The sequence below is a fragment of the Enterococcus sp. genome, from assembly GCF_032555305.1.
Taxonomy (GTDB): domain Bacteria; phylum Bacillota; class Bacilli; order Lactobacillales; family Enterococcaceae; genus Enterococcus_A.
Genome location: NZ_JAWGOQ010000001.1, coordinates 1 through 25,439, shown reverse-complemented (window position 1 = coordinate 25,439; position 25,439 = coordinate 1). Strand labels below are relative to the sequence as shown.

Here is a 25,439-nt window from a genome sequence, read left to right as displayed (position 1 = left end):
AACGAAAATAGTTGAGAGCCTTTTTTCGCGGATAAAGGAATTGACAGAAATAGAAAAGCGTTGTATTATCCAAAGTGAACATCGTTCATTTTGGTGAGGAGGTGTATCATGAACAATCAAATAAGTTCAAAAGAAGAGCTCATCGGGTATTGCAAAGAAATCGTTCGAGCGGACGGACTTCAAGCGATCAGTATTCGTTCTGTTGCTAAAAAAGCCGGCATGTCCGTCGGCGCGGTGTATAATTATTTTCCATCAAAAGGGGAATTATTGGCGGAAACGATTGGTAGTATTTGGTCAGAGATTTTTCATTTTTCCGAAGAGACCTTTCATTTTGATGATTTTACAAAATGTCTGGAAGCTCTTTTACAAAGTGTTGAACAGGGGAAAGTACTCTATCCAGACTTTTTTTCCTCCCATGCACTAGTTATGGCTTTTGATGATAAGATCATGGGTTCGAAAATGATGGAGAGATATTGGCAACATATTAAGCAGGCATTGCTAAGTGCATTAACGCAGGATAAAAAGATACGTGAAAATGTCTTTGATAGTCATTTGACTCCTGAGCGCTATGTGGAGTATGTCTTCGAATTATTTTTATATACGATGACTAATGATGAGAATTGTGATGGTATTTTAAAGCTCGTTCGAAATTCGATCTATGCTGAATAACGGACGAGTCATCTTTTATCTCAACATGAACATTGTTCATATTGTAGGAGGTCACATGATGGTTAAAAAAAGAACTTTATTATTGTTAGCTAGTATTGTATGGCTCATTGCTGGCTTTAATGTTTTAAAAATAGGAATTGAAACATACGCAAATTATTTATCAGTCATCAATTTTTTATTATCAATACTGGTTTTCTTGATTTTTTGGTTTATGGTCTTTCATAAGCTAACGATCAAACACACGAAGAGGATCTGTAATTACACAAAGGAGCGGCAGTTTATTCTCAATTTTTTTGATTTGAAGTCTTTTCTGATCATGGCATTCATGATATCTGGTGGCTTAATCATTCGAAAATTTAATTTGTTGCCAGATCGTTTCATCGCTGTTTTTTATACAGGCTTAGGGTCGGCGCTCTTTTTAGCTGGAGTCCTTTTTGGCTATAACTATTTTGAAAGAAGGAAGTTGAAAAAATGAAAAAAGTCATGAACACAGCAATCATATATTTTGTCGCAGCGATGGTAGGGGGCGTTTTTTACCGTGAATTTACAAAGTTAAATGCATTTTCTGGTCAAACGGTATTGGGAGTTGTTCATACCCATCTATTGGCATTAGGGGTGGCAGTTTTTCTATTTACGGCAATTCTTTTTAAAGTAACCAATCTAGAAAATAATCGATTGTTTAGAAGATTTTTCGTCCTCTACAATGTTTCACTGCCATTGATGGTGACGATGATGATTGTCAGAGGAATTGTTCAAGTAAAGGAGCTCACCATCAGTAATGGGATAAATGCCATGATCTCAGGAATCTCAGGATTAACCCATATAGGGGTTGCTATTGCGTTGTTCTTGTTTGTAAGAGCAGTAAAAAAAGAATTAATGGAGGAGGAGAAATAGGATGTCTACTTTATTATTAGCCGCCATTGTATGCATGCTCTTGGCATTAACTTTTTATACCATCGGCGTGTTTGCGGAAAGAAGACAAGGGATACTGCTTCGTTGGCACGCAATTGTATTTTGGTGCGGCTTCATTTTTGACACTACCGGAACAACCATCATGAGTAAGCTTTCGGGCGCTAGCTTTTCCTTTAATCTACACGGAATAACCGGAGCGGTAGCGTTGTTTTTAATGTTTTTTCATGCTTGTTGGGCAACCGTTATTCTGGTAAAAAAAGATCGTTCTGCGCAGCAAACTTTTCATAAATTCAGTATTTTAGTCTGGGCAATCTGGTTAATTCCGTTTGTTTTGGGTATTTTTATTGGGATGGGTGGATAATGATAAAATAGTTTTCCTTCAAAAATGATGAAAGAAACATTCTCATATCGTCTGAAAACTAGATGAGGACATTTTCAGTAGGAAAGCCTATCAGCATGAAGTTGATAGGCTATTTAGCCGCGTTCAAACAGCGATGTCTTTTTTCCCATAGTGATAATAGCTTAATCCAATGCAGAGAATAATCATTATGAGTGTGATGAAAAGATACGGTGTTTGAATAGTTTTCCCAATCACTAAATCTTCCGTATTAAAGTAGCTGAAGGGAGAAAGATAGTTGAAAAAGGAAAGCTTTTCTTTTAACGAGGCGGCAATACTAAGGAAGTAACCTAAAAAAACGATACCTAATGCAATGGCAGTATTGGTTCGTGTTTTTGTGATATATGCAGATAAGACAAAACCAATAAACATAAAAATCAAGTGGATCGCCCAAGCACCAAGAGAGATTAACAGAAATCCCTTAGTGTCAAAATCATAAATTTTGAAATGATTCAAAAGAAGCCAGTTACTAAGCGAGAAGAGAAGATCGAACAGAGTGACATAGATCAAGGGGCACAACAACTTAGATGTTATCAACGAGGCACGGCTGATCGGTTTTGATAGTAAAAATTCGATCGTCCTTTCGCTTTCCTCTTTTGACAAAATGGAAGAAGAGAGTAGGATCGCATACACACTACCGAAAATTGTCACTATTAAAAAGGAACGGCTGGCGTAGAAGTGTAGAATATTCGTCATATTCAAACGATCGAGACTTAAGGCCTGAACAAATTCCTTTGGATACTGGGCTAACATGGCTTCCGTGTTTTTCGTCATTTCCGCGACAGATTCAAAGCTGGCGAGCATCATTGCATTGACGGCAATCAAGAGAACCAGCCAAATACTTGAAGCAACAAGATTACGTTTTAATTCTCTTAACAAAAGGTTCATTTCGCTTCAGCCCTTTCATAGTAGTGTAAGAAAACATCGTCTAAAGATGGATCAAGGATAGAAATATCTTTAATTGCTTCGTGGTGTAAAGAATCGATCAAATCATTGATATTTCCTGAGAATAAGAAGGTCACATGGTTTCCAACGATCTGATGATTCGAACTATTTGGTATATTGAATGAGTCAGGTTGGTCAAAAAACTCTAACTCAATTTGCTTGAAATGACTTTCTTGCAGCGCATCAATCCTTTCAAACTTCAAAAGCTTCCCTTCGCGAATAATCGCGATCCGATCGCATACTTTTTGCACTTCACTTAATATATGAGAAGAAAACAAAATGGTCGTTCCTTTTTCTTTCTCCTGCTCCAAAAGAGCAAAAAAATTATTTTGCATCAGTGGATCAAGTCCGCCAGTGGGTTCATCTAAGATCAATACTTTCGGCTGGTGTTGCAATGCTTGTACGATCGCGACTTTCTTTTTATTCCCATAGGATAGGGCGGTCATCTTTTTCGTCAGATCCAGTTCCAACAGTTGAGCCAATTCCGCAGCTCGTTGCCCACAGTCCTTTTTATAGAAGCGGGCGGAGTAGCGCAACAGTTCGGCAACCGTCATATCCTCATAGAAGTTGATCTCAGAAGGGACATAGCCCACTATTTCTTTAATCCTTTTCGCCTCGCGAAGACAATCGATCCCATCAATCTGAGCTTCGCCGCTATCAGGATAAATGAAGGAGAGGAGAAGCCTGATCAAAGTTGATTTGCCAGCGCCATTCGGACCAATCAATCCAATAATCTCTCCAGTTTTTACAGAAAAGCTGATATCCTCGATTCCTCGCGAATGACCATAATTTTTAGAGAGATGTTCAACATTAATCATGCTCATTTTCGATCACCCCATAGAGTAAGATGTCTAAGTATTCCTTGATTTCCTTTTCAATCGTTTCCTTGTTTTGGAAGAATTCCATTGGTGTATCTTTATACCGAGCCAGATATTGCATAACGATTGTATTGATATAAAGTGTCATTCCCTGTAAAAGCTTCTCAGAGTCTTTTTTGATTGGCAGAGTAGCGATCGCTTTTTGAAGAACCTGTGCTGATTGCTGCTGAGCTTGGAGCATATACTTCTGAATGATTTCTTGCTTTTCTTTCACAACCTCGATGTTCGTTTCCTTCGACGCGTGGTTTACAAAAAGAATCTTTTCTTTTGCTTTGGAAGAGTACAGAGTCATTTTATTCTCCATGCTTTCAAAGAGAATATCGTAAAAATTGTTTGCCGTAATATCCTGCTTCACTGACATCAAGTCTTCAATACTATCACGTAATAGATAGAGGTAAAATTCTTTTTTGCTGCCGAAATAATTAAATAAGCTGCCTTTTGAAATGCCTAATTCCTTTGTGATTTGATTGGTACTCGCTTCTCCGTAGGAATACTTCGTGAAAATCTCGATTCCTTTTTGCGTGATCTTTTCTCGCTTGTCCAATGGTAAGTTAAAAAAAGTTTCTATTGCCATACACAGCCCTCCTGACCACGTGGTCATTTTGTCGTTAAAAAAATATTTCTTTCATCGTTCGAGTACAGTGTAACATTTTATGACCGGGTGGTCAATCGGATGCAGGTGACAAAATATTTTTATACTCATAGAGCGCCTCTGAAACTAGTCTCAGAGGCGCTCCGTTTTTGTGTATAAAATTTACTTTCTAGCAAGCAGCTCTCGTAATTCTTTGGGCGGTTCTTCTTTAAAGATAGTCCGCCATGAGTTGAGTAAATTCCCCTTATTAACCATAAGTGGTTCTATTCCGATGAAGCTAGGTACATGTTTTTGCAGAATCGATTGCCCTGCGGCCAAAGCGATGGCTTTTCCTTGTTCGAAGGGCTGTTGCGCACTCACGCATTTTATCGGTCCATCCTTAGCAATCACTAACGCGGAAGAAAAGTCTAAATCGACTGTTCCAACAATGATATCTAAACGGTCAAGAGTAGCTAATGCCTTGATGACTTGTTGCGCCGGTCCATCCCATGAGATATAGAGACCTTCTATTTCCGGGTGTTCAGCCAACAGCTCCAAGGTTTTATCAAAGACCTCACTTTCACTTTTGAAGGAGGAGTTCGCTACTATTTCCATTGCCGGAAAATCCTCATCAATCAGCTGTTGTGCCGAGGTATCTCTTTGATTGGTGGCATAAAAATCAGAGTCGAAGGTCATTAAACCGACTTTAGTTTTTCCATTAGCAGCCATTTGTTCGCACAAGCCTCTGGCAGCAAGTCTTCCGTTGGTAAGCTCATTTACTGATACGACCGACACGTAATCGTTAGGGGTTAACCCCTTTGGAACATTGGTGATCAAGATTAATTGACTAGGGCTGTCAACAATCTTTTTAAAGGCCTCGGCGGTTTTAGCGGTATCAGTTGGAATCGCAATAAAAATATCCGGCTCTAATGACAGGAGACTGTCGATCTGTTTGTTTTGTAGATCAGAATCGAAGTGAGCATCAGTTACACCGATAATGTTGATGTTAAGTTCATTAAATAGTTTATTTATCCCGGCTTCATGCAGGTTCATCCAAGAAGCTCCCGTATAGTGGAAAGAGATGACTGCGGTTCTTTTCGTTTGTTTTATCTCAGCGATCTCTTTTTCCGTGAGCATAATACTGTCAATGGAGTAGGCTTTCTCACCAAACGGTCCCTTGGCAATTCCTGAGGTGGAATTTTGTAAATGGAAGGTAGTTGGAACGACCTTTTTTACCTGCAAATCTGCCGAGTACGAGTGGAGGATATTCAAAGCTTCAGAAACGATGCTAGAAAAATCATGTTCAATACTAGTAATGGCTGGATTGCATAGTGAATACCAAGATTCGCTGCCTAAGGAAATGACAGAAATATCTTCTGGGATACGATAACCTGTTTTGCTAAAATAACCAATGACTTCATTGATAATTATTGGATCAACAAAGATACCAGTTGGCGGATAAAGATTGTCCTGTGAAAATAACTCATGTAGCTTTTCAAGCAGTTCCTTTTCGGAAAGTCGTCTAGTTGAAACAATATCCTCATCAATCTCCAACTGGCTTTTTTGAAAAGCCTGTTTAAAGCCTAGAAGCGAATCGTTCTCCACTTTATCAGAAAAGTCTATATAGGCAATTCTAGAATGACCACTTTTTATTAAATGATTGGTTGCATGTTCTACCCCGGCACGACTATCACTTGAAATGGATGGCAGAGTAATCGTTTCATAGTTATTGGTACTGATTATTACAAACGGAATCTTGTAAAATTTTTTAGGAAATACTGGTTCAACCTCTTCTGAGTAGATTAAAATTTGACCAATAATTTTTTCAGCGAAGCTATCAAACATCACCTCAAATTCCTTCGTTATATCTTGATATTCGACAGGAATAACTACGACATTTTTATTTGTTTGCTGCTGGCGAATTTCTGCTAGCACACCCATTTGAAATTTGTCAGAAAAGTTTGGTACGTACACCAATAGGATTTGTACTTTGTTCTCATTTTTTTTATTTTGCTTTAGGACAAAATTTGGAACAGAATCAAGCGAAGAGAGGACATCTTCTACTTTTCTTTCTAGCTCAGGGCTAACATATCTAGTTTTTCTAACAACGTGAGAAACTGTAGCAACAGAAACGCCAGCCATTTCCGCTACTTCTTTAATAGTCGTCAAAAAATCACCATTTTCTATTTTTATCTAATTCACATCATACTACAAGGAATCAGTAAAGTGAACGTTTTTATTATTGACAAAGAAGTCAGCGAATCACGAGCGACAGTAATGAATACTTACCTTGAAGAATACTGAAAGCAAATCGGTTTTTTAGTAAAGGTTTTTGGAAAATGTCCTTGGCAGAAAACACTTAGCCATTGTTGTTAAAGTGTTTTCTGCTTTTACCAGATTCGTTTTCTTACTAAAGACCATTTGGAAAATGGAGGACTTCATTTTTTCTTGAGGCCTCAAAACAAGCATCGATAATTGTCGTTAGTCGTATTAGTTCTTCATTTTTGATAAAAGGCTCAGCTTTCCCGTCAATTGCTTGGGCGAAATTGTCATAAAACTCAACGACGTTACTTTCTACATAAGGCAAAGGAAACGTTTCAACAGAATTATCATTTCTCGGGGCCATGGTTTTTGTGAGACCGGCACCAGTTTCGACCGGGACGGCTTCTTTTGCTAACTCTCCAGTCAAGGTTACAAATTTTCCGTTGAGTTCAAAGTCTTCAATGACAGCTGTTCCAATCGATCCAACAACATACCATTCAGGTAATTCAATGAAGTTTGTCGTTCCAACTTCTAAATAGGCTTTCTTCAATGAATCAAAAATAATTTCTATTTTAAACCCATCGTCCACCTCATGTTTCAAAAAATAGTTTAAAGTAGCATGTAGACTGATTATTTTTTGATTTGGAAATAAAAATAGTATTCGGTCTATTAAGTGAACACCCCAATCTAGTAGCATGCCGCCGCCCTGATTTTTATTTCTGCGCCAATCCTTTGGAATCCCGCGAGAACCTTGTACGCGATTTTCAACATATAACAGCTCACCCAGCTTTTTCTCTTCGAGTAATTTTTTGGTGATTAAAAAATTTTCATCCCAACGTCTATTTTGATGGACGGTAAATTTTTTTCCGCATTTTTCTGCAGTTGTTAAAATTTCTTTTAATTCTGAAGTATTCAACGTAACAGGCTTTTCTGAGATGACATGTTTTCCTGATTGCAGAGCCTGAATGGCGATCGTTTTGTGGGTATCGTTTGGTGTTGCAATCAAAACGATCTCAATGGTGGAATCGTCTAATAGAGCTGATAATGAGTCATACTTTTTGATTTTTGATGAAATTGTTGAGTAATCCTTGTCTGAATCAATATCAAAAATGCCAGTGATCTCAACTAATTGGCTCTCCTTGATACGTTTGATATGCTGTTTGCCCATCCCGCCAAAGCCTACTAAGCCAACTCTTTTTTTCATGTTAAAACATCCTTTCTATTAAAACATTCTTCAATATATTTTTTAGAGTGAATAAGTGTTTGTTCAGCTTCGCTTTTGTTCTCACTCTTGAACTCTAAAGTAAGATCCTTTGAATAGTTCTTCTCTTTCAACGTTTCAAAAATCGTTTTCCAGTCAATGCTTCCTAATCCTAATGGGGCTGGTCTGTACCAACCAAAATCATAAGGATGCTCCCGTTCTATCTGCTTTCCAAAAATTCCATATCTGCTGAGATTATCAGTTTCAACAAAAACTTCCTTTACATGAATGTTGAAAATTCTATCATAGTAATCAGTGAGTGCTTTCGTATAATCGATTTTTTGCCAAATTAGATGAGAAGGATCAAAATTTAGTCCGAAATTTTGATTTGGTATTCTTGAAAACATTTCGTCCCAAAGCTCAGGACTGTAGGAAATGGTTGCAGGAAAGCCATTTTTGTCCCAGGAAGGCATGGAACAATTTTCAATCGCGATTTTAATCTTTAGCTGTTCTGCATGGTCCACGATGGGACGCACAAGTGAATCTAGCAAAGTAAAGTTTTCAGCGATTGATTTACTGGTGTCCCGACCTATAAAAGTACTGATTTGTGGAATACCATTTTCAAAAGCGAAGTCAATAAGCGCATACAAATTGTCAATATGCATCTGTCTTAAGCGTTTTTGCTCGGTCAAAATATTTTGATAATAGGCCAGAGATGAAATACGAACCTCATTTTCAAAGAGCTCGGAACTTAAAAGTTGGGTATCGAAAAAGCTCAAACATTGGATCGAACTTGGCGTTAAGGAAACTTCTAATTGAGAATAGTTGAGTTGGTTAGCCAAATGGACCTTATCTAACAAAGCCCCGTCAAAACAGCTTGTCAAAAATCCTAGTTCCATAAAAACACGTCCTTTTTACGTAAATTTTATATTTGCATCTCAAAGATACAACGGATCGAAAGTTTTTTCAATGTTTTTCTACTCTATTTACGATATTTAGCTAAAAAAGTCGTAAAATCGAAAAAAACGTTGACGAACAACAAGTACGATGGTAGAGTATGTTTGTGGTAAGCGCTAACACAAATAAATTTACGTAAAAAGGAGTGGTGATTTTGGAAGTTGGATACATGACAAATGGTTTCGGTGAGTTAGTAGGTACAGGCGGAGGCGTCACCAATGTTAGAGAGGCAAAATATCTTTCATTAATCGACGAAGCCGAAGTGATGAAGAAAATCTCTGAAGTTGGGTATCGCTATATTGAATTGTTTGATGGAAATTTGGAAAAATTTGATGATTCGCCAGAAAAATTGAAAGCGTATTTAGCTGAAACAAACACGAAGATCTTAGGGATTTATACCGGGGCAAACTATATTTATACTGATGCGTTCGAAGATGAATTTTTCCGTATTAAAAAAACGATTGAAAATATGAAAAAATTTGGAGCAAAACACTTAGTTCTTGGAGGCGGAGCGATCCGCGCAAAGGGAAATGGAGCTAAAGACTATCAGCTGTTAGCTCAAAATCTTGACCAAGTCGCACAATTTGCAGAGGAAAATGACATCATTGCAAGTTATCATCCTCATTTAGGATCAGCAGTTGAGACGCCTGAACAAATTGATCAGCTATTTTCGTTAACGAATATTTGTTTTTGTCCAGACATTGCTCATCTTGTGGCTGGCGGTGGCGATGCGTTAGAGTTAATCAAAAAATATCGCCAGCGAATCGAATATGTTCATTTAAAGGATTTGAAGGGATCAGAATTTGTTCCACTTGGCGAAGGAGACATCCCATTGGAAGAGATAATTCACTATTTGAAAGAGGATGGTTTTTCTGGGGATTGGTTAGTAGAAATTGATGGTTACTCAGGGGATTCTAGCTACGCTTGCGAAGCTTCTTACAAGTTTTTAGAACAATTTTTTGAAGTATAGGAGGATAGTTATGAAGTTTATCAAGAAGATGATCGTTTTTTCATTAGTTTTACTATTTACGACTGGCTGTGGATCTGATTCGGCAGCGAACAAAAATTCGTTAGAAAAAACAGATGGAAAAGACGAAATAGTGTTAGATGAAAACAATATAAAATCGACCGGACCGAACGGTGAAAAAGCTGCACCCGCCAGTTCTTTAACGCTGACAGATGAAGAAATCGCAAAACTAAAAGCCGGCAATTATTCAGCGGCAATTTCGTTTCATTATGCTGGAAATGACTGGTCCTCAGCTCAGCAAAAGGGACTTGAAGATACCTTCAAAAAATATGGGATCAATATTGTAGGAACAACTGATGCAAATTTCTCTGTTGAACAACAGGTATCCGACTTGGAAACCTTAACTGCTCTTAATCCAGATGTGATGATTAGCATTCCCACAGATGCCAAAGCGACATCTGATGCCTTCAAGCGAGTAAGTGATCGTGGAATCAAGTTAGTCTTTATGGATAACGTACCTGATAATTTTGTTGCTGGTGAAAATTACGTTGGGGCTGTTTCAGCCGATAATTACGGCAATGGCGTAATTGCAGCGGAACTGATCGGAGACAAGCTGAAGGGCAAAGGCAAAATTGGAATTATTCACTACGATGTTGACTATTTTGTGACGAATCAACGGTTAGAAGCATTTGAAAAAACGATTAAGAAAGAATATCCGGATATTGAAGTTATTGCAAAAACTGGTTTTTCAGATGTCAACCAATCTACTGAAGTTGCTGACGCTATGCTGACGCAAAATCCAGAATTGGAAGCTATTTTCGCAATTTGGGATATTCCTGCCGAGGGTGTATTGTCAGCGCTTACCTCTGCTGGGCGCGAAGATGTCTTTGTCAGTTCAATTGACTTAGGCGATAACATTGCCAAGGAAATTGCCCAAGGAAAAGTTTTAGGTGTGGGCGCTCAATTACCTTACGATCAAGGTGTAGCGGAAGCAACGATGGCAGCCTATGCTTTATTAGGAAAAGAGACACCTTCTTATGTGGCTGTACCGGCAACAAAGGTGGAAAGAAATACCATTGTTTCTGGCTATGAAATGGTTTACCACAAGAAAGTACCAGGCTTTATTACTGAAGAATTAGACAAATGATAGTAGAGGGTGAACGCATGCTTGATTCTATTTTAAAAATGAACAAGATTGGGAAAAAGTTTGGCGAAACAAAAGTTCTAAAGGACGTGGATTTTACCTTAAAAAGAGGAGAAGTTCATGCATTGGTTGGTGGCAATGGCGCAGGTAAATCGACACTTATGAAAATAATGACAGGCGTTTACTCGAAAGATGGTGGGGAAATTCGGATCGAGGATCAGCTAGTCGATTTTAAGAATCGCGAAGATGCCTCAAAAAACGGGATTGAAATGATTTTTCAGGAATTGTCTCTCGTTCAATCGATGACAGTGGCACAAAATATTTTTCTTGGGAGTGAACTGCAAAAAAGTGGATTGATTGATGAAAAGGAAATGAACAGGAAAGCACGAGCAGCCCTACTTAATTTGGGAATAGATATTGATCCCAAAGCAAAAGTCGAAAGTTTGAGTGTTGGACTAAGTCAGATGGTGGAAATTGCGAAAGCGGTTATTAAGGATGCTAAAATTCTGGTTTTTGATGAACCAACAGCCTCTTTGTCAGACGGAGAGTCAAAGCAGCTTTTTCAGTTGATTAATGACTTAAAAAATAAAGGTGTAACGATGGTGTACATCTCGCATCGAATGAATGAAATCATGAATATCGCGGATCGTATCACTATATTAAAGGATGGAACTAACGTTTTAACAGATGAAATCGCTAACTTATGCTTAGAGGATATTGTTTCGTTCTTTGTTGGCGAGAACGGACCGACTTTTGAATGGAAAAAACGTGAGTATTCACAGGATGAGTCAATTTTAAAGGTTGATAACTTAACCATTAACCACGCCATTTCCGAGATATCCTTTGAAGTGAAGAAAGGGGAGATACTTGGTATTGCTGGATTGATGGGGAGCGGCCGAACGGAGATTTTGGAAGGACTATTTGGCATTAGTCCAATAGAGGCTGGAGAAATCTATATTGATAATCAAAAGAGTACGATTAAAAATGCTCGAGATGCTATAAAATCCGGCCTCGGTTTGGTACCCGAAGATAGGAGAAAACAGGGGTTGGTATTATCTCACTCCGTGAAAGATAACAACATTTTACCTATTTTAAAGAAATTGTCCTTTATTGATTTCGTAATTGATGAAAAAGAATCACAAGAAGTAACTAAAAAGAACGTTTCGGACTTCAATATTAAAACATCAAGCATAGACAAAAAAATTAGTCTATTGTCAGGCGGAAATCAGCAAAAGGTTGTCATTTCAAAATGGTTGAACACAAATCCTAAAGTGATGTTATTGGATGAACCAACAGCTGGAGTTGATATAGGAGCTAAAACGGAAATCATTAATATCATTCGCGAGTATGCCGATAAGGGAAACGGTGTCCTGTTAGTTTCTTCAGAGCTTGCAGAGCTATTGGCAGCATGTGATCGCATCTTGGTTCTTTTTGATGGAAAAATAGTGAATGACATTAAACGAGAAGAAATTTCATGTGAGGAGGAACTACAGCATGCAATCCAAGCAGGCTAATTTAGAAAAAAAGACATCCGATACTAAAATCGATTTGAAAACGATCGAGTGGAATAAATATATGGTTTACATCGTATTTGTTATTGTTTTTCTGGCTTTCTCGATTTTTTTAGGAAACAAAGGTTTTTTAAGCTCCAACAATCTGTTCAATATTCTAAGACAAACATCAATGATCTCTATCATGGCCGTTGCAGGAACGTTTGTATTGGCGGCTGGTCAGATTGATTTGACAGTGGGTGCGGTTGCAGCCATGACAGCCATGTGTGTGTCTTTAGTTTTGCAAAGTACGAATTCGATTATTTTAGCCTTACTAACGGGCTTAGGATTTGGCGTCATTTGTGGAGCGGTGAATGGTTTCTTAGTTACCATTCTTAAAATCCCAGCATTTCTTGCCACGTTGGGAATGATGCAGATTATTCGTGGGTCGGCTATGTGGATTACTAATACCGCAGCAGTTCCGATCAAGAATAATCAATTTAATAGTGTCTTTGGTATAGGTAGCGTTGGTGGTATCTCTGTTCTAATTTTATGGACGATCCTGTTTTATGTAGTCGGTGTATTTCTATTTAATAAAACGCCATTTGGGAAACATACATTAGCCACTGGCGGTAATGAATTATCTGCAAAATATAGTGGGATAAATACAAATCTCATCAAGTTAAAGGTATTTATTATGTCAGGCGCATTCGCTGCATTTGCTGGGATTTTATACGCTGGAAGAATGCAGTCAGGAAGATACTCCTTTGGTGATGGTGATGAAATGTCTGTCATAGCAGCAGTTGTTCTTGGCGGCGCCGCTATGAACGGAGGCTCAGGTTCTGTTATAGGAGCATTAGTCGGGTCATTATTGATGGGGATTATCAAAAATGCTTTGATCTTGGCGGGATTGAGTTCTTCTCAACAAACCATTGTTCAAGGTGTGATTATTGTTTTCGCAGTTGCACTTAGCAATTTATCAAGTAAAAAAAATAATTAAAATTTTAAGGGAGAGATATTGAAATGATCAAAAAAATTAACGTTGGACTAATCGGAGCAGGATTTATGGGAAAGGCACACGTAGTAGCATATTCGAATATGCCAAAATTCTTTTGGCCAGCTCCAGCAGTTCCCGTACTAAAGGTAGTTTGTGATGTTGAAGAAGAGATCGCTAAAGAGGCAAAGGATCGCTTTGGTTTTGAAGAAGCAGTCACCGATTGGAAAGCGGTTGTGAATAATCCAGATATTGACGTTGTCAGCATCTGTACGCCAAACGACGCTCACGCAGAAATTGCGATCGCTGCCCTAGAAGCTGGAAAGCATGTCTATTGTGAAAAACCAATTGCCAGTACCCATCAGGATGCGAAAGCAATGAGTGAAGCCGCAGAAAAAGCAGCGAAAAAAGGTATTATCTCAATGTGTGCTTATCAATACCGTCGTGTTCCAGCTTTAGTTTTGGCTAAGAAATTTATTGATGAAGGTTCAATCGGCGAAATTTTAAATGTACGAGCACAATATCTGCAAAGCTGGTCTGCTGATCCAGATTCACCTTTATCTTGGAGATTCCAAAAAGCCATCGCCGGAGCAGGAACATTAGGTGATATTGCTACTCACGTGATTGATATTTCTCAATACTTAGCTGGGAACATCAGTGAAGTCGTTTCTACAGTGAAAACCTATATCAATGAGCGCCCAGTGCAAGAAGGCGGAGTGGATTTATTAGGTACGGTGAAACTTAGCGGCGATGTGAAGAAAGAACCTGTAGATGTAGACGATGAAGCGTCATTCTTAGTTAATTTTGAAAACGGGGCAGTCGGAAGTATTGAAGCTACCAGAAATGCTTGGGGTCGAAACAACTTTATCTCTATTGAAGTTCACGGAACAAAGGGTTCGTTGATCTTTAACTATGAACGTTTAAACGAGCTTCAAGTTATGTTTGCAGATGATCCAGAGGATCGAAAAGGTTTCAAAACGATTTATACTGGTCCGGCACACTTCTATGGAGAGGTTACCTGGAACATTCCGGGAATGAACATTGGTTATGGAGAATTAAAAACGATTGAAGCGTACGAATTCATCAAGTCTGTCGTAAGTGGAAAACAACCGTCAACTAGTTTTGCGGAAGGCTACAAAGTAGATTTAGTCACAGAAGCAGTTATTAAATCTTCTGAGACAAAGGCTTGGACTAAAGTAGGGGAATAGTCGATTTTAAGGAAGAGGACCATTTATTCTGTTAATGGTCCTCTAATAAGGAAACATGTTGAAAGGAGTTTTATTTATGAAGCTAGGAATTGTAAGTGCCATTTTTGATCAAAGCAGCTTTGAGGAAATGATTGATATCGTAGCGGAGACGGGTTTAGAATGTGTAGAAGTTGCTTGCTGGCCTAAAGGAAAAGCAGAACGACGCTATGCGGGTGTTTCTCATATTGATACGAAGAACTTAACAGCAGAAAAAGCGCAAGAGATTTTGGCCTATTGCGAGAAAAAACAGGTAGAAATTTCGGCATTGGCCTATTATCCCAACCCATTAGATGAAAACCTGGAAAAACGGCAAGAAGTTATTGATCATTTGTATACACTCATTGATGCAGCCAAACTATTAGGTGTAAACTTGGTGACCACTTTCTTAGGAAGAATGCCGAGCAAAAGTGTATCTGAAAATCTAAAAGAGGTTGCTAGTGTTTGGCCGCCGATTATCCAATACGCAGAGGAACAAGAAATCAAAATCGGGATTGAAAATTGTCCAATGCTTTTTACTGAGGATGAATGGCCTGGTGGGCAAAACCTGATGACGACACCTAGCAATTGGCGAAAAGTTTTTGAAATTTTGGATAGTGACAACTTTGGAATTAACTACGATCCCTCTCATTTTGTTTGGCAGCACATAGATTATATAGAACCCCTTTATGAATTTAAAGAAAAGCTATTCCATGTCCATTACAAGGATATCAAGCTGTATCCAAACAAACTGAAGGAAGTAGGCATAATGGCAACACCTCTGGAATATATGTCACCAAAATTGCCAGGCTTAGGTGATGTGGACTGGGGAAAATATGTCTCTGCATTGACTGATATCGGTTACAACGGATATACCTGTATCGAAGTTGAAGATCGTGCATTCGAATCTGATTATGAAGATGTTAAGCGCTCAGTCAGACAAAGTGCCCATTATTTGCGGAATTTTGTCTAGGGGAGGTTTCCTTGGAAAAGCAAAATAAAAAGATAATCGGTGTAGATATTGGCGGGACGGCCATCAAGTTTGCATTAATGGACACGCAAGGGATAATTGAAAAAAAGTGGTCGATTCCAACAAATATTTCTGAGAAAGGAAGGTTTATTCCAGCTGAAATCTGTTCATCTATCCGCAGTTCAATAAAAGTGTAGATCTATTTTAGTAGAAATAAAACAGCGTTCATGAATGTAATCAGTTAAAAAAAAGCTTAGGAGTGTGGTTGATTATGCAAACAATTAATTCTTATGGTGGAACAGAGAAAGTGAAGTTTAAAGCCACTGGATTCTTTAGACTTGAACAATCTGAAGGGCGCTGGATGTTGGTTGACCCTGAGGGGAATGGTTTTATTTCGGTGGGTTTAAATCATACTGATGAGACTAACTTGAAGTATGATCATAACATTGATATTTGGAAGGAAAAGTATGGATCTAGGGAAAATTGGTTAAAAAGCTTGTCTTCGGAACTTAAAGATTGGGGTTTTAACACAATTGGTTGGACTGGAGACTATATCAGCGGTGATTGGGGAAAAGCGTTAGATTGGTATGGAGACCCAATCAACCTTGGACATTCGGCTGCATGGGCTTCAGCGGATTATAAGGTTGCGGACATGCCTTATTGCCTTCAAATTCGCGTTTCGGAAATAGAGGATTGGAATGGTCAGCCGGCATTTCCTGATGTTTATACTGAGGAATTTGATATGTATTGTGAATACTTGGCTAGAAGTATTTGCGCAGATCATGCTGAAAGCAAAAATTTAATTGGCTACTTTTTAGTTGATATCCCAGCCTGGATTCGCCATGCTACTGGAAGAGACTTTGAATCATTGAAAAACTTAAATGAAGAAGAAAGAAATGAAAAACTATTTGATGTAGCAACAAGATATTACGCTACGATAACAAAGCACATTAGAAAATATGATCCTAACCACCTCATTTTAGGTGATCGATATAATGGGAATAAAGGAATACCTGCACCTGTTTTAGAAGCTATGAAACCTTATGTGGATGTTTTATCTGTTCAATATTTCCCTGGCAACAACAAAGAGGGGTATAAGGAGATGCGTGAGGACTTGACGAAATGGCAAGAGCAATGTGGAAAGCCAGTAATTATAGCTGATATCGGTAACTACTGTGCAACGCATATGAATCCAAATAGAGAAAGTGATCTTAATGGGCAAGGAGAACGAGCTCAAGACTATATTGATTCAATTAATGAAGTGATTAATGAACCGTGGTTTATAGGATGGCATTGGTGTGCGCATGTTGAAAACAAAGCAAGGGGTTGGGGTGTAAAAGACCCATATGACAATCCATATAATGAATTTATCGACCCTGTTAAAGAATTTAACAAGAGTATTTATGAAAAAATCTAATTAATTTAACTTTTTGTTAAGTATAGTTCGTTACTCTCCCTTTTGTAATCGATTACATTAAAAGGGAGAGTCTACGTATTAGAAATCCGCAATCTTTGAATTTTGTTGTAAGCATTTGCTGATTTAAGGTGTCTTTTATTGGAATGTTTAATATGGATAGTATTTATACTTATTAATTACTTATACAAGTAATTGATTATATTAAGGTACTGAGTTTTTTCTATCAGTTATATAACCAATATCGGGTTTATTAGTCTATAAAAAATAGGAAGGTGAAAAAATGAAACAGGATATTTTAGATCACAATGGAAAAAAAGTTACGCATGGCAAAGAGACGGTAAATGGGGTACGTCTCCATTACTACATGGCTGGAGATGGAGAACCATTAATTCTTCTTCACGGTGTTCCTAAGACTTCATACTATTGGCGAAAAGTCTTACCTATGCTAACTTCTAAATTCACTGTTATTGTACCTGATCTCCGTGGATTCGGTGACTCTACTCGCCCTGATGATGGATATGATATGCGTACTATGGCTGAGGATATTGTACAACTTGCGAGCAGATTGGGATATGAAAGTTTCAATATTGCTGGCGAGGATTGGGGAGCAGCTTGTGCCTATGCTGTGGCTGCTGCATATCCAGATAAGGTTAAAAAGTTAGCTTTCGTGGAGATGATTCTTCCAGGTTTTGGACTCGAAGATTGGTCATTCTTAACAACAGAAAATGTGAATTCTAATCGTTGGTTATGGCATATTAACTTTTATAGTGTGCCAGACTTCCCTGAGTTTCTTATAACAGGGAGAGAACGTCAATACTTTGATAAATTTTTCAAAAATGAAACGTATGATCCGAATATCCCAGATGATGCTTTAGATGAGTATGTACGATGCTATTCCCAACCAGGTGGATTGCGCTCTATGTTCGAAGTATACCGAGCAACATTAGAGGATGGAGAATGGAATAAGAAAGCTGCTGAAACGAAATTACCTATGCCTGTACTTGCAGTGGGAAGTAAACATTTCATTGCTGATGAAGTTCAACGACAGATGGAACGGGTAGCTACAGATGTTTCAGGAGTCATATTAGATTACGGACACCAATTAGCTGAGGAATGTCCTGAAGATTTTGCGCACGTGTTGAATGAGTTTTTTTGTAATAATTAGCCAATAAAAATTAGGCTCTACGTCAAATGATGTGGACAGACAAAATAAGTGCATTTAAGACTCTTTGTCAAATAGGACTGATGGCTCAATTATGGTACGTATCACAATAAAAATATTGGCTCTTTAACAACTAGGGTTGGTACATCTTAAACGAATCTTTAGAATTGCGTTACGAGGAGGCTGATCCATAAGTCCAAAAATAAAGAAAAGCGCATCAAATCCATTCTCAAGAATATTGATTTGATGCGTTTCTTATTTTTATAAACTGTCATTTTCGACTAATGTTTAGTTCAAAATAAATGTACATAACTTTGCAAGAGTCAATACATATGTCAAATCCATGAATAACTATTCATGATTGCAATCCTGTGTATTTTTATTTTGCAAAACACATGTATTTATCGATGCCATTGTAGATATAAAGATCTCGATTGCCCGCGACATGTTTAATTAGACAGGCTAATTTGAGTTCCTGTGGCGTTTTATTAACGGATTCTTTAATATTTGAAATTTACTTATTTTTTTTGTTCTAAAAGTATCGCCTGAATGATTCATAGTTTTTGAGTAATGGTTCTTTCGAGAGAAACTTTTTCAGTGAAATCGAACTTAGCATGTTTTCTTCCAGTTCTTTCTCCGTGGGACTCGTAAGTTCTCAACATTTAGATCCGTTAACTGAAAAAGGAACGCACGAATCCCTTGGACGAACAAACGATTTTTTTCAGTTTAGTAAAGTTGAAATGTTTGTATTCGATGTAGGACTTGCCAAAACAGCCGATCAAAGACATTTGTGCTGGATAACTGAACACAAATTTTTCTCGCATGGGTCGTCACTTTCGCGGCAATATGAAAAAGTTTGAAACGAATCGTTGAAACGGTCGCTTTCTGGTCCTTTTTTGGAAAGGTAAAATGTTTCATCATTTGAACGATGTTGTACGCAATGCCGCTAAGCATCATCCGAGTCGCATTTTGAGCAAAGCCCGAGTAATCCGTTTTATCAAAAAAGAAACCATATTTGATTTCTTTAATGTCATTCTCCATCACCCCACGATGTTGGTACATAGGGAATACTGCCGCGGGGAATAGGTCCTCCAGATTCGTTACAAGAAATTCATGATGAAAGAGATATTCTCCTGCCTTTCGCGTAGATTTGATAATTACACGATAGGGCCGCTGCCAGGTGCTCGCCTGATAATCTAAAGACTGCCATTGAACCTCTTGCTTTGTAAAGTCGGTTTCATCGGAATAAAGAACTCGTTCTTCACCGAATCGTTGGAGCTTCGCAGTTGATTTCAAACGAATAAGAAACGTTGCTTGAAGTTCGTCACAAAGATGATAAATAGCAGGCGTGGCGAAGCCGCTATCCCCGCGAACCAAACAGCGACGCTCACAGGAACTACCTCGATACCGTTCAAGAATGGGACGTAAAAATTGCGCCGCTCCATTGGATGTGTAGACATTACCAGGTCGTAATTGAGCATCGAGAAAAAGTCCTGTTAACCCATCAAAAGCAAGTAAGGGATGGTAACCGGTCGTTTGATAATGGCCATTATAAGCGGCATATTCTTGATAACCGAACGTATCCGAATGCGTGGAGTCTAAATCAATCACCATCTCTTGACGATTCATTTGATGAACAAAGCGTTCACCTAGCTGGAAATTCAGCGACTGAAGTCCACTTACAGTTTGGTGATCCCAGTGTTTAACAAAACGCGAAATCGTTGGCTGTGAGGCCAAACGCTCCTTTGACAGAGTTAACGTGAAAATCGGATCGTTGCGTAAACAATCGCTGGCTGAGTCCGCTTTATAGCCAGCAATCGTTTGGAAAAGTAATTGTTTGAATAAGTCAACAGGCGTGTGCTGGCAGTATTTTCTAGGGTCGAAAAACGGACTGTGTTCTTGAACAAGGCTGTCAAAATCAATTCGGTTGAGAAATTCTTGAACCAGTAAAAGGCCCGCATCCGAAGATAATTGCCCGCCATTGTTAGAAAGCGATAATTGAGGATTGAATTGTAAATCAATTTGATGTAAAGTCGACATGAGGAACACTCCTTTTTGTTGTCTTGGTTTTTGTCGACTTAACGATAACATAAGAGTGTTCTTTTTTGTGCACCTAAAAGGTGAAACCAGAAAAATCTTTATTCACTTGGGGCAGTATGTGTTTGGGGCATTGAAAGATCTACTATGAATTATTCAGGTTAATAGCTGTTTCTTAAGACCTATATCGATGTGCACCTTTCTTAATATTAATCTCGATAACTCCTAAAGACCCAGTAAGAAAATTATTCCCCAAAATTATTTTGAAGGAAAGGTTTACAAAATCGAAAAATATGTTAATATGTTTTTATATTAATAGTGTAAGCGTTACTAAGTCAGATTAGGCGTGATCATGAGTAAGTTGAGAAGGAATGTTGGATCATTCCCTCGATTTATTTGTGGTCACTTTTTGTTTTCTCGCTCAAATAAAACTATCAATAAGGAGGTAGACATGTACCGAATCATACATTCTATGAATAATAATGTTGCGTTGGCGCAAAATGAACATGGTGAAGAGGTCGTGTTAATTGGAAGCGGCATGGGTTTCAATAAAAAGAGAGGGGATTTTGTTGTAGAAAAGAATATAGAGAAAATTTTCAGGCTTCGTACGGAAGAATCCAAGGAGAATTTCGTTACTTTGCTAAAAGATATACCACTTGATTTCATTACGGTAACTTATGATGTGATAAATAGCTTGACCCAAAAATATGATTATCATGTTCAAGAGTACATTTACGTGACGCTAACAGATCATGTTTACTATTGTTATCAATCCATTATCCATGATCGTTATAAGAAAAGTGATTTACCCGATGTCTCAGAGAACTTCCCAACTCCTTATTTGATGGCCAAAGAAGCTGTGGATATTTTTAGGGAACGTTTACTTTATACTTTTCCTGATGATGAAGTAGATCGAATAGCCTATCACTTTATGAATGCAGAAGGAGAAAATAATCCTAAAGAACGAAAAAACTTAGATAAGAGAAAAACTATTCTAAACAAAGTTGAAGACGAGTTGCAAAGAAAAGGTATTAGCAGAACAAATAGTAATAGCCATTTTTATGATCGATTCATGATTCATTTGAATTATTTTCTCGATTATATTGATAGAAGTTGTGGGGATAATAAGCCTTTATTAGAAATGGAGGCTCAGATGAGGATTGCTTATCCTGAAGCGGATGAGATTAGTAACAGTATTTATGAAATTATTGCTCATGAAATTGATGTTGATTTGAATCGAAGTGAAAGAGTTTATTTAATGATCCATATTCAGCGTCTATTAAAATAATGTATTTCAAGGAGGAACTACTATGAATAGAGAAGACATGACTTTACTTGGGTTTGAAATTGTAGCCTATGCAGGTGATGCTAGGTCGAAGTTATTGGAGGCGTTGAAGGCGGCAGAGGTTGGTGATTTTCAGAAAGCAGAAGATTTATTCGAGGAAGCCAATATCTGTATTGTAGAGGCTCATCGTGCACAAACCGAATTACTGACAAAGGAAGCATCAGGGGAAGCCGTTGAATATAGTGTGACTATGATGCATGGTCAAGATCATTTGATGACTACACTTCTATTGAAAGACTTGATGCACCACTTGATTGAACTATATAAAAGAGGAGTGAAATAATGAAAAAATTAATTGAATTTATTGAAAAAGGAAAACCATTTTTTGAAAAATTATCTCGAAATATCTATTTACGAGCTATTCGAGATGGCTTCATTGCGGGCATGCCAGTTATTCTTTTTTCAAGTATTTTTATTCTAATAGCTTATGTCCCTAATGCATTTGGATTTTTTTGGTCTAATGATATTGAAACGCTTTTAATGAAGCCATACAACTATTCAATGGGAATTTTAGCGCTTTTAGTAGCAGGCACAACCGCTAAATCATTGACTGATTCAGTAAATAGACGGATGGAAGCAACTAATCAAATCAACTACATGTCCACCTTATTAGCTTCTATAGTAGGCCTTTTACTATTGGCAGCTGACCCGCTTGAGGGAGGAGTTGCAACCGGATTTCTTGGAACCAAAGGATTACTAACAGCTTTTCTTGCAGCTTTTGTAACCGTTACTATCTATAAAGTGTGTGTGAAAAATAATGTAACTATTCGCATGCCGGAAGAAGTCCCACCGAATATCTCGCAGGTATTCAAAGATGTTATTCCATTCGCAGTTTCAGTGTCTTCTCTTTATGTGTTGGATATTCTTTCGCGTCAGTTCGTTGGTACAGGTGTTGCAGAGGCAGTTGGACAATTTTTTGCTCCGCTATTCTCCGCGGCAGACGGGTATGTAGGTATTACCATTATTTTCGGTGCGTATGCTTTCTTCTGGTTTGTTGGTATTCATGGACCTTCAATTGTAGAACCTGCAATTGCTGCGATCACTTATGCTAATATTGATGTCAATTTAAATCTTTTGCGTGCTGGAGAACATGCCGATAAGATTTTGACTTCTGGAACACAAATGTTTGTCGTTACAATGGGCGGCACAGGAGCTACTCTTGTTGTTCCGTTTATGTTTATGTGGATTTGTAAGTCTAAACGAAATAAAGCGATTGGACGAGCATCAGTTGTTCCAACATTTTTTGGTGTAAATGAGCCTATTCTTTTTGGCGCTCCAATTGTACTGAATCCGATCTTTTTTGTACCCTTCATTTTAGCACCGATTGTGAATGTTTGGATTTTTAAAGTTTTCATCGATGTACTAGGGATGAATAGTTTTACAACCAACTTGCCTTGGACGACTCCTGGACCGTTAGGCATCATACTAGGAACAAATCTTCAAGTTCTTTCTTTTGCTCTGGCAGTAGTATTAATTGCTGTAGATGTCATTATTTACTACCCTTTCATCAAAGTATATGATGAACAAATTCTTGAGGAGGAACGTCTAGGTAGATCAAATAGCACCTTGAAAGAGAAAGTTGCATCTAATTTCAATACTACCAAAGCAGAGGCTATTCTTGAAAAAGCAGATGCAGGACTGGTAAAGGAAGATACTTCTAGTAAAGATAATATTGCAAAAGAAATTAATGTACTTGTTCTTTGTGCAGGAGGAGGCACTAGCGGATTATTATCTAACGCTTTGAATAAAGCGGCGATGGAATGTGATGTCTTAATTAAAGCAGCAGCTGGTAGCTACGGTGCTCATCGTGAGATATTGCCTGAGTTTGATTTAGTAATCCTAGCTCCTCAAGTGGCATCAAATTTTGAGGATATGCAGGCTGAAACAAGCAAGTTGGGTATAAGACTCACTAAAACAGAGGGCGCTCAATATATCAAATTGACTCGAGATGGAAAGAGTGCACTATCATATGTAAAAGATCAGTTTAATTAAGCATTTTAGCTTGAAAAGAAAGGGTGAAAAAAATGGCAAAAAAGTTACCTAAAGATTTTATTTTTGGAGGTGCTACTGCTGCTTACCAAGCAGAAGGCGCCATTCAAGCAGATGGGAAAGGTGCTGTGGCTTGGGATCAATACTTAAAGGATAATTATTGGTATACAGCTGAACCAGCCAGTGATTTTTATAACAAATATCCAGTAGATTTAAAGTTAGCAGAGGAGTATGGAATAAACGGAATTCGAATTTCGATCGCTTGGTCTCGAATTTTCCCCAATGGTTTTGGCGATGTCAACCCTAAAGGCGTAGAATTCTATCATAATCTTTTTACAGAATGTCATAAACGTAATGTTGAACCTTTTGTCACACTACATCACTTTGATACGCCATTAGCACTTCATTCAAATGGAGATTTTTTAAATAGAAAAAATATTGACTACTTTGTAGATTATGCATCTTTTTGCTTTGAAGAGTTCTTAGAGGTGAACTATTGGACAACTTTTAATGAAATAGGTCCTATCGGAGATGGCCAGTATTTGGTCGGTAAATTCCCACCGGGCATTCACAATGATTTGGCAAAGGTTTTTCAATCGCATCATAATATGATGATTTCACATGCTAGAGCAATCAAATTATACAAAGATAAAGGATATAAGGGGGAAATAGGTATTGTCCATGCTCTTCCAACAAAATATCCAGTTAATCCTGATAAGCCAGGAGATGTTCGAGCAGCGGAGTTAGAAGATATTATCCATAACAAGTTTATCCTTGATGCTACTTATCTGGGTCATTACTCGGAAAAAACTTTAGCAGGTGTTAGCCATATCTTAGAGAACAATGGTGGAGAACTGGAATTTTATGAGGAAGATTTTATAGCCCTTGAAGCGGCTAAAGATTTGAACGATTTTCTCGGAATTAATTACTATATGAGTGATTGGATGACTGAGTTTGATGGAGAAACTGAAATTAATCATAATGGAACAGGAATTAAAGGTGGTGCTAAGTATCAAATTAAAGGGGTTGGTCGTCGTGAATACGATGTAGACGTCCCTCGTACTGACTGGGATTGGATGATTTATCCACAAGGTCTTTATGATCAAATTATGCGTGTAAAAAAGGATTATCCAAACTACAAGAAAATTTATGTTACGGAAAATGGCTTAGGTTACAAGGATGAATTTGTAGATAATACAGTATATGATGATGCAAGGATTGACTACGTTAAGAAACATCTCGAAGTTTTATCTGATGCTATTTTGGATGGTGCTACAATCAAGGGGTACTTTCTGTGGTCCTTGATGGATGTTTTTTCTTGGTCAAATGGATATGAAAAACGGTATGGATTATTTTATGTTGATTTTGAAAATCAGAAACGATATCCCAAAAAATCAGCATATTGGTATAAGAGATTATCTGAAACACAGATAGTTGAATAGATTGCGTTGCTGAATGTATTATTTCCTTCGTTTTTTTTAAGGGTAGATGTTTAGTTTCAGCTTGTTTGGCAAAACTAAAAACTCCTTTTATTTTATTAAAGAAAATCAGATTATACTCACAGTCTAGTTTCGCTCCGTTGATTAAAGTAAGTTTACAACCTAGATTAATATAAATACTCGAATACTCAACAAATGGATTACTTTACATTAAAGTAAAAATAGAGAGGTTGTCTTTGTCTCAATACTCTCTATTATGATTATGGCGAAATCGAGCATTATAATTTTTGAAAGAAGATTTAGTTGGCTATTCGTATATAAAGGATGAAATGCAGCCTATTTCATTTTTCTTTACAGCAAGTTTAAAACCAGTTAGCAGAAACGGAGATTTCCGATGAAAATTAGAGGAAATAAAAAATCTGTTAGCAGATTTAGAGGTCAACTAACAGATCATTATATCAAGTATAGTA

At 37.8% G+C, this 25,439-nt stretch carries 24 protein-coding genes; 17 read left to right on the top strand and 7 right to left on the bottom strand.

What is annotated here, in order from left to right:
* The first annotated feature begins 108 nt into the window (after nucleotides 1-108).
* The 4 genes from E6139_RS00120 to E6139_RS00105 are packed head-to-tail and all read left to right on the top strand — an operon-like array spanning nucleotide 109 to nucleotide 1,942.
* Nucleotides 109-669 carry a TetR/AcrR family transcriptional regulator gene (locus E6139_RS00120; protein ID WP_316401005.1) on the top strand — a complete coding sequence of 187 codons (561 nt, stop codon included), beginning with the start codon at nucleotides 109-111 and terminating at the stop codon, nucleotides 667-669.
* A gap of 58 nt (nucleotides 670-727) precedes the next feature.
* On the top strand, nucleotides 728-1,144 hold the full coding sequence (locus E6139_RS00115; protein WP_316401003.1) for a hypothetical protein: 417 nt from the start codon (nucleotides 728-730) through the stop codon (nucleotides 1,142-1,144).
* Nucleotides 1,141-1,563: a DUF2871 domain-containing protein gene (locus tag E6139_RS00110; protein WP_316401002.1), complete on the top strand. Its 423-nt coding sequence runs from the start codon at nucleotides 1,141-1,143 to the stop codon at nucleotides 1,561-1,563. Before E6139_RS00115 ends, E6139_RS00110 begins: the two co-directional genes overlap by 4 nt.
* A gap of 1 nt (nucleotide 1,564) precedes the next feature.
* The gene (locus E6139_RS00105; RefSeq protein WP_316401001.1) at nucleotides 1,565-1,942 is read left to right on the top strand and encodes an HsmA family protein; all 378 of its coding nucleotides are present in this window, start codon (nucleotides 1,565-1,567) and stop codon (nucleotides 1,940-1,942) included.
* 123 nt (nucleotides 1,943-2,065) lie between these two features.
* Here E6139_RS00105 and E6139_RS00100 read toward each other — a convergent pair whose 3' ends face one another.
* From E6139_RS00100 to E6139_RS00075, 6 genes are all read right to left on the bottom strand, one after another.
* The gene (locus E6139_RS00100) at nucleotides 2,066-2,866 is read right to left on the bottom strand and encodes an ABC transporter permease subunit (RefSeq protein ID WP_316401000.1); all 801 of its coding nucleotides are present in this window, start codon (nucleotides 2,864-2,866) and stop codon (nucleotides 2,066-2,068) included.
* Nucleotides 2,863-3,747: an ABC transporter ATP-binding protein gene (locus tag E6139_RS00095; protein ID WP_316400999.1), complete on the bottom strand. Its 885-nt coding sequence runs from the start codon at nucleotides 3,745-3,747 to the stop codon at nucleotides 2,863-2,865. Before E6139_RS00095 ends, E6139_RS00100 begins: the two co-directional genes overlap by 4 nt.
* Nucleotides 3,734-4,375 carry a TetR/AcrR family transcriptional regulator gene (locus tag E6139_RS00090; RefSeq protein ID WP_316400998.1) on the bottom strand — a complete coding sequence of 214 codons (642 nt, stop codon included), beginning with the start codon at nucleotides 4,373-4,375 and terminating at the stop codon, nucleotides 3,734-3,736. Before E6139_RS00090 ends, E6139_RS00095 begins: the two co-directional genes overlap by 14 nt.
* A 180-nt stretch (nucleotides 4,376-4,555) precedes the next feature.
* Nucleotides 4,556-6,541 (bottom strand): LacI family DNA-binding transcriptional regulator, encoded by a 1,986-nt coding sequence (locus E6139_RS00085; RefSeq protein WP_316400997.1) that lies wholly within the window; start codon nucleotides 6,539-6,541, stop codon nucleotides 4,556-4,558.
* Between the two features lie 241 nt (nucleotides 6,542-6,782).
* The gene (locus tag E6139_RS00080; RefSeq protein WP_316400996.1) at nucleotides 6,783-7,838 is read right to left on the bottom strand and encodes a Gfo/Idh/MocA family oxidoreductase; all 1,056 of its coding nucleotides are present in this window, start codon (nucleotides 7,836-7,838) and stop codon (nucleotides 6,783-6,785) included.
* Nucleotides 7,835-8,734 (bottom strand): sugar phosphate isomerase/epimerase family protein, encoded by a 900-nt coding sequence (locus E6139_RS00075; RefSeq protein WP_316400995.1) that lies wholly within the window; start codon nucleotides 8,732-8,734, stop codon nucleotides 7,835-7,837. The genes E6139_RS00080 and E6139_RS00075 overlap by 4 nt, the downstream gene beginning before the upstream one ends.
* Before the next feature lie 212 nt (nucleotides 8,735-8,946).
* Between E6139_RS00075 and E6139_RS00070 the strand changes: the two genes are divergently transcribed.
* From E6139_RS00070 to E6139_RS00030, 9 genes are all read left to right on the top strand, one after another.
* Nucleotides 8,947-9,762 (top strand): sugar phosphate isomerase/epimerase, encoded by an 816-nt coding sequence (locus E6139_RS00070; RefSeq protein WP_316400994.1) that lies wholly within the window; start codon nucleotides 8,947-8,949, stop codon nucleotides 9,760-9,762.
* Nucleotides 9,763-9,772: 10 nt separating this feature from the next.
* A complete protein-coding gene (locus E6139_RS00065) occupies nucleotides 9,773-10,906 on the top strand; it encodes a substrate-binding domain-containing protein (protein WP_316400993.1) in 1,134 nt (377 codons plus the stop codon).
* Nucleotides 10,907-10,923: 17 nt separating this feature from the next.
* Nucleotides 10,924-12,417 carry a sugar ABC transporter ATP-binding protein gene (locus E6139_RS00060; protein ID WP_316400992.1) on the top strand — a complete coding sequence of 498 codons (1,494 nt, stop codon included), beginning with the start codon at nucleotides 10,924-10,926 and terminating at the stop codon, nucleotides 12,415-12,417.
* Complete coding sequence (locus tag E6139_RS00055) at nucleotides 12,398-13,393, top strand: ABC transporter permease (RefSeq protein ID WP_316400991.1); 996 nt, start codon at nucleotides 12,398-12,400, stop codon at nucleotides 13,391-13,393. Before E6139_RS00060 ends, E6139_RS00055 begins: the two co-directional genes overlap by 20 nt.
* A gap of 23 nt (nucleotides 13,394-13,416) precedes the next feature.
* Complete coding sequence (locus tag E6139_RS00050) at nucleotides 13,417-14,595, top strand: Gfo/Idh/MocA family oxidoreductase (RefSeq protein WP_316400990.1); 1,179 nt, start codon at nucleotides 13,417-13,419, stop codon at nucleotides 14,593-14,595.
* A 76-nt stretch (nucleotides 14,596-14,671) separates the two neighbouring features.
* On the top strand, nucleotides 14,672-15,583 hold the full coding sequence (locus E6139_RS00045; RefSeq protein ID WP_316400989.1) for a sugar phosphate isomerase/epimerase: 912 nt from the start codon (nucleotides 14,672-14,674) through the stop codon (nucleotides 15,581-15,583).
* A gap of 11 nt (nucleotides 15,584-15,594) precedes the next feature.
* Complete coding sequence (locus E6139_RS00040; RefSeq protein WP_316400988.1) at nucleotides 15,595-15,777, top strand: hypothetical protein; 183 nt, start codon at nucleotides 15,595-15,597, stop codon at nucleotides 15,775-15,777.
* A 74-nt stretch (nucleotides 15,778-15,851) separates the two neighbouring features.
* Nucleotides 15,852-16,997, top strand: a complete 1,146-nt coding sequence (locus E6139_RS00035; protein ID WP_316400987.1) for a hypothetical protein — start codon at nucleotides 15,852-15,854, stop codon at nucleotides 16,995-16,997.
* Nucleotides 16,998-17,277: 280 nt separating this feature from the next.
* Nucleotides 17,278-18,162 (top strand): alpha/beta hydrolase, encoded by an 885-nt coding sequence (locus tag E6139_RS00030; protein WP_316400986.1) that lies wholly within the window; start codon nucleotides 17,278-17,280, stop codon nucleotides 18,160-18,162.
* Nucleotides 18,163-18,885: 723 nt separating this feature from the next.
* Here the strand turns inward: E6139_RS00030 and E6139_RS00025 are convergent.
* Entirely contained in the window at nucleotides 18,886-20,199 is a 1,314-nt protein-coding gene (locus E6139_RS00025) for an IS1380 family transposase (protein WP_316400985.1), read from the bottom strand.
* Nucleotides 20,200-20,647: 448 nt separating this feature from the next.
* Here E6139_RS00025 and E6139_RS00020 point away from each other — a divergent pair, with 448 nt between their 5' ends.
* Genes E6139_RS00020 through lacG form a run of 4 tightly spaced genes read left to right on the top strand, consistent with a single transcriptional unit; the run spans nucleotide 20,648 to nucleotide 24,972 of the window.
* Nucleotides 20,648-21,484, top strand: coding sequence for a PRD domain-containing protein (locus E6139_RS00020; RefSeq protein WP_316400984.1), 837 nt, complete (start codon nucleotides 20,648-20,650; stop codon nucleotides 21,482-21,484).
* Nucleotides 21,485-21,506: 22 nt separating this feature from the next.
* Nucleotides 21,507-21,824: a PTS lactose/cellobiose transporter subunit IIA gene (locus E6139_RS00015; RefSeq protein WP_316400983.1), complete on the top strand. Its 318-nt coding sequence runs from the start codon at nucleotides 21,507-21,509 to the stop codon at nucleotides 21,822-21,824.
* Entirely contained in the window at nucleotides 21,824-23,533 is a 1,710-nt protein-coding gene (locus tag E6139_RS00010; RefSeq protein WP_316400982.1) for a lactose-specific PTS transporter subunit EIIC, read from the top strand. The genes E6139_RS00015 and E6139_RS00010 overlap by 1 nt, the downstream gene beginning before the upstream one ends.
* Before the next feature lie 32 nt (nucleotides 23,534-23,565).
* A complete protein-coding gene (lacG, locus tag E6139_RS00005; protein WP_316400981.1) occupies nucleotides 23,566-24,972 on the top strand; it encodes a 6-phospho-beta-galactosidase in 1,407 nt (468 codons plus the stop codon).
* The last annotated feature ends 467 nt before the right edge of the window (nucleotides 24,973-25,439 follow it).

Excerpts from the sequence above, each read along its gene's own strand:
- lacG (WP_316400981.1), top strand. The coding sequence starts at position 23,566 with ATGGCAAAAAAGTTACCTAAAGATTTTATTTTTGGAGGTGCTACTGCT.
- E6139_RS00045 (WP_316400989.1), top strand. The coding sequence starts at position 14,672 with ATGAAGCTAGGAATTGTAAGTGCCATTTTTGATCAAAGCAGCTTTGAG.
- E6139_RS00110 (WP_316401002.1), top strand. The coding sequence starts at position 1,141 with ATGAAAAAAGTCATGAACACAGCAATCATATATTTTGTCGCAGCGATG.
- E6139_RS00095 (WP_316400999.1), bottom strand. The coding sequence starts at position 3,747 with ATGAGCATGATTAATGTTGAACATCTCTCTAAAAATTATGGTCATTCG.
- E6139_RS00010 (WP_316400982.1), top strand. The coding sequence starts at position 21,824 with ATGAAAAAATTAATTGAATTTATTGAAAAAGGAAAACCATTTTTTGAA.
- E6139_RS00020 (WP_316400984.1), top strand. The coding sequence starts at position 20,648 with ATGTACCGAATCATACATTCTATGAATAATAATGTTGCGTTGGCGCAA.
- E6139_RS00115 (WP_316401003.1), top strand. The coding sequence starts at position 728 with ATGGTTAAAAAAAGAACTTTATTATTGTTAGCTAGTATTGTATGGCTC.
- E6139_RS00080 (WP_316400996.1), bottom strand. The coding sequence starts at position 7,838 with ATGAAAAAAAGAGTTGGCTTAGTAGGCTTTGGCGGGATGGGCAAACAG.
- E6139_RS00015 (WP_316400983.1), top strand. The coding sequence starts at position 21,507 with ATGAATAGAGAAGACATGACTTTACTTGGGTTTGAAATTGTAGCCTAT.
- E6139_RS00065 (WP_316400993.1), top strand. The coding sequence starts at position 9,773 with ATGAAGTTTATCAAGAAGATGATCGTTTTTTCATTAGTTTTACTATTT.
- E6139_RS00030 (WP_316400986.1), top strand. The coding sequence starts at position 17,278 with ATGAAACAGGATATTTTAGATCACAATGGAAAAAAAGTTACGCATGGC.
- E6139_RS00060 (WP_316400992.1), top strand. The coding sequence starts at position 10,924 with ATGCTTGATTCTATTTTAAAAATGAACAAGATTGGGAAAAAGTTTGGC.
- E6139_RS00100 (WP_316401000.1), bottom strand. The coding sequence starts at position 2,866 with ATGAACCTTTTGTTAAGAGAATTAAAACGTAATCTTGTTGCTTCAAGT.
- E6139_RS00035 (WP_316400987.1), top strand. The coding sequence starts at position 15,852 with ATGCAAACAATTAATTCTTATGGTGGAACAGAGAAAGTGAAGTTTAAA.
- E6139_RS00075 (WP_316400995.1), bottom strand. The coding sequence starts at position 8,734 with ATGGAACTAGGATTTTTGACAAGCTGTTTTGACGGGGCTTTGTTAGAT.
- E6139_RS00105 (WP_316401001.1), top strand. The coding sequence starts at position 1,565 with ATGTCTACTTTATTATTAGCCGCCATTGTATGCATGCTCTTGGCATTA.
- E6139_RS00055 (WP_316400991.1), top strand. The coding sequence starts at position 12,398 with ATGCAATCCAAGCAGGCTAATTTAGAAAAAAAGACATCCGATACTAAA.
- E6139_RS00120 (WP_316401005.1), top strand. The coding sequence starts at position 109 with ATGAACAATCAAATAAGTTCAAAAGAAGAGCTCATCGGGTATTGCAAA.
- E6139_RS00025 (WP_316400985.1), bottom strand. The coding sequence starts at position 20,199 with ATGTCGACTTTACATCAAATTGATTTACAATTCAATCCTCAATTATCG.
- E6139_RS00050 (WP_316400990.1), top strand. The coding sequence starts at position 13,417 with ATGATCAAAAAAATTAACGTTGGACTAATCGGAGCAGGATTTATGGGA.
- E6139_RS00090 (WP_316400998.1), bottom strand. The coding sequence starts at position 4,375 with ATGGCAATAGAAACTTTTTTTAACTTACCATTGGACAAGCGAGAAAAG.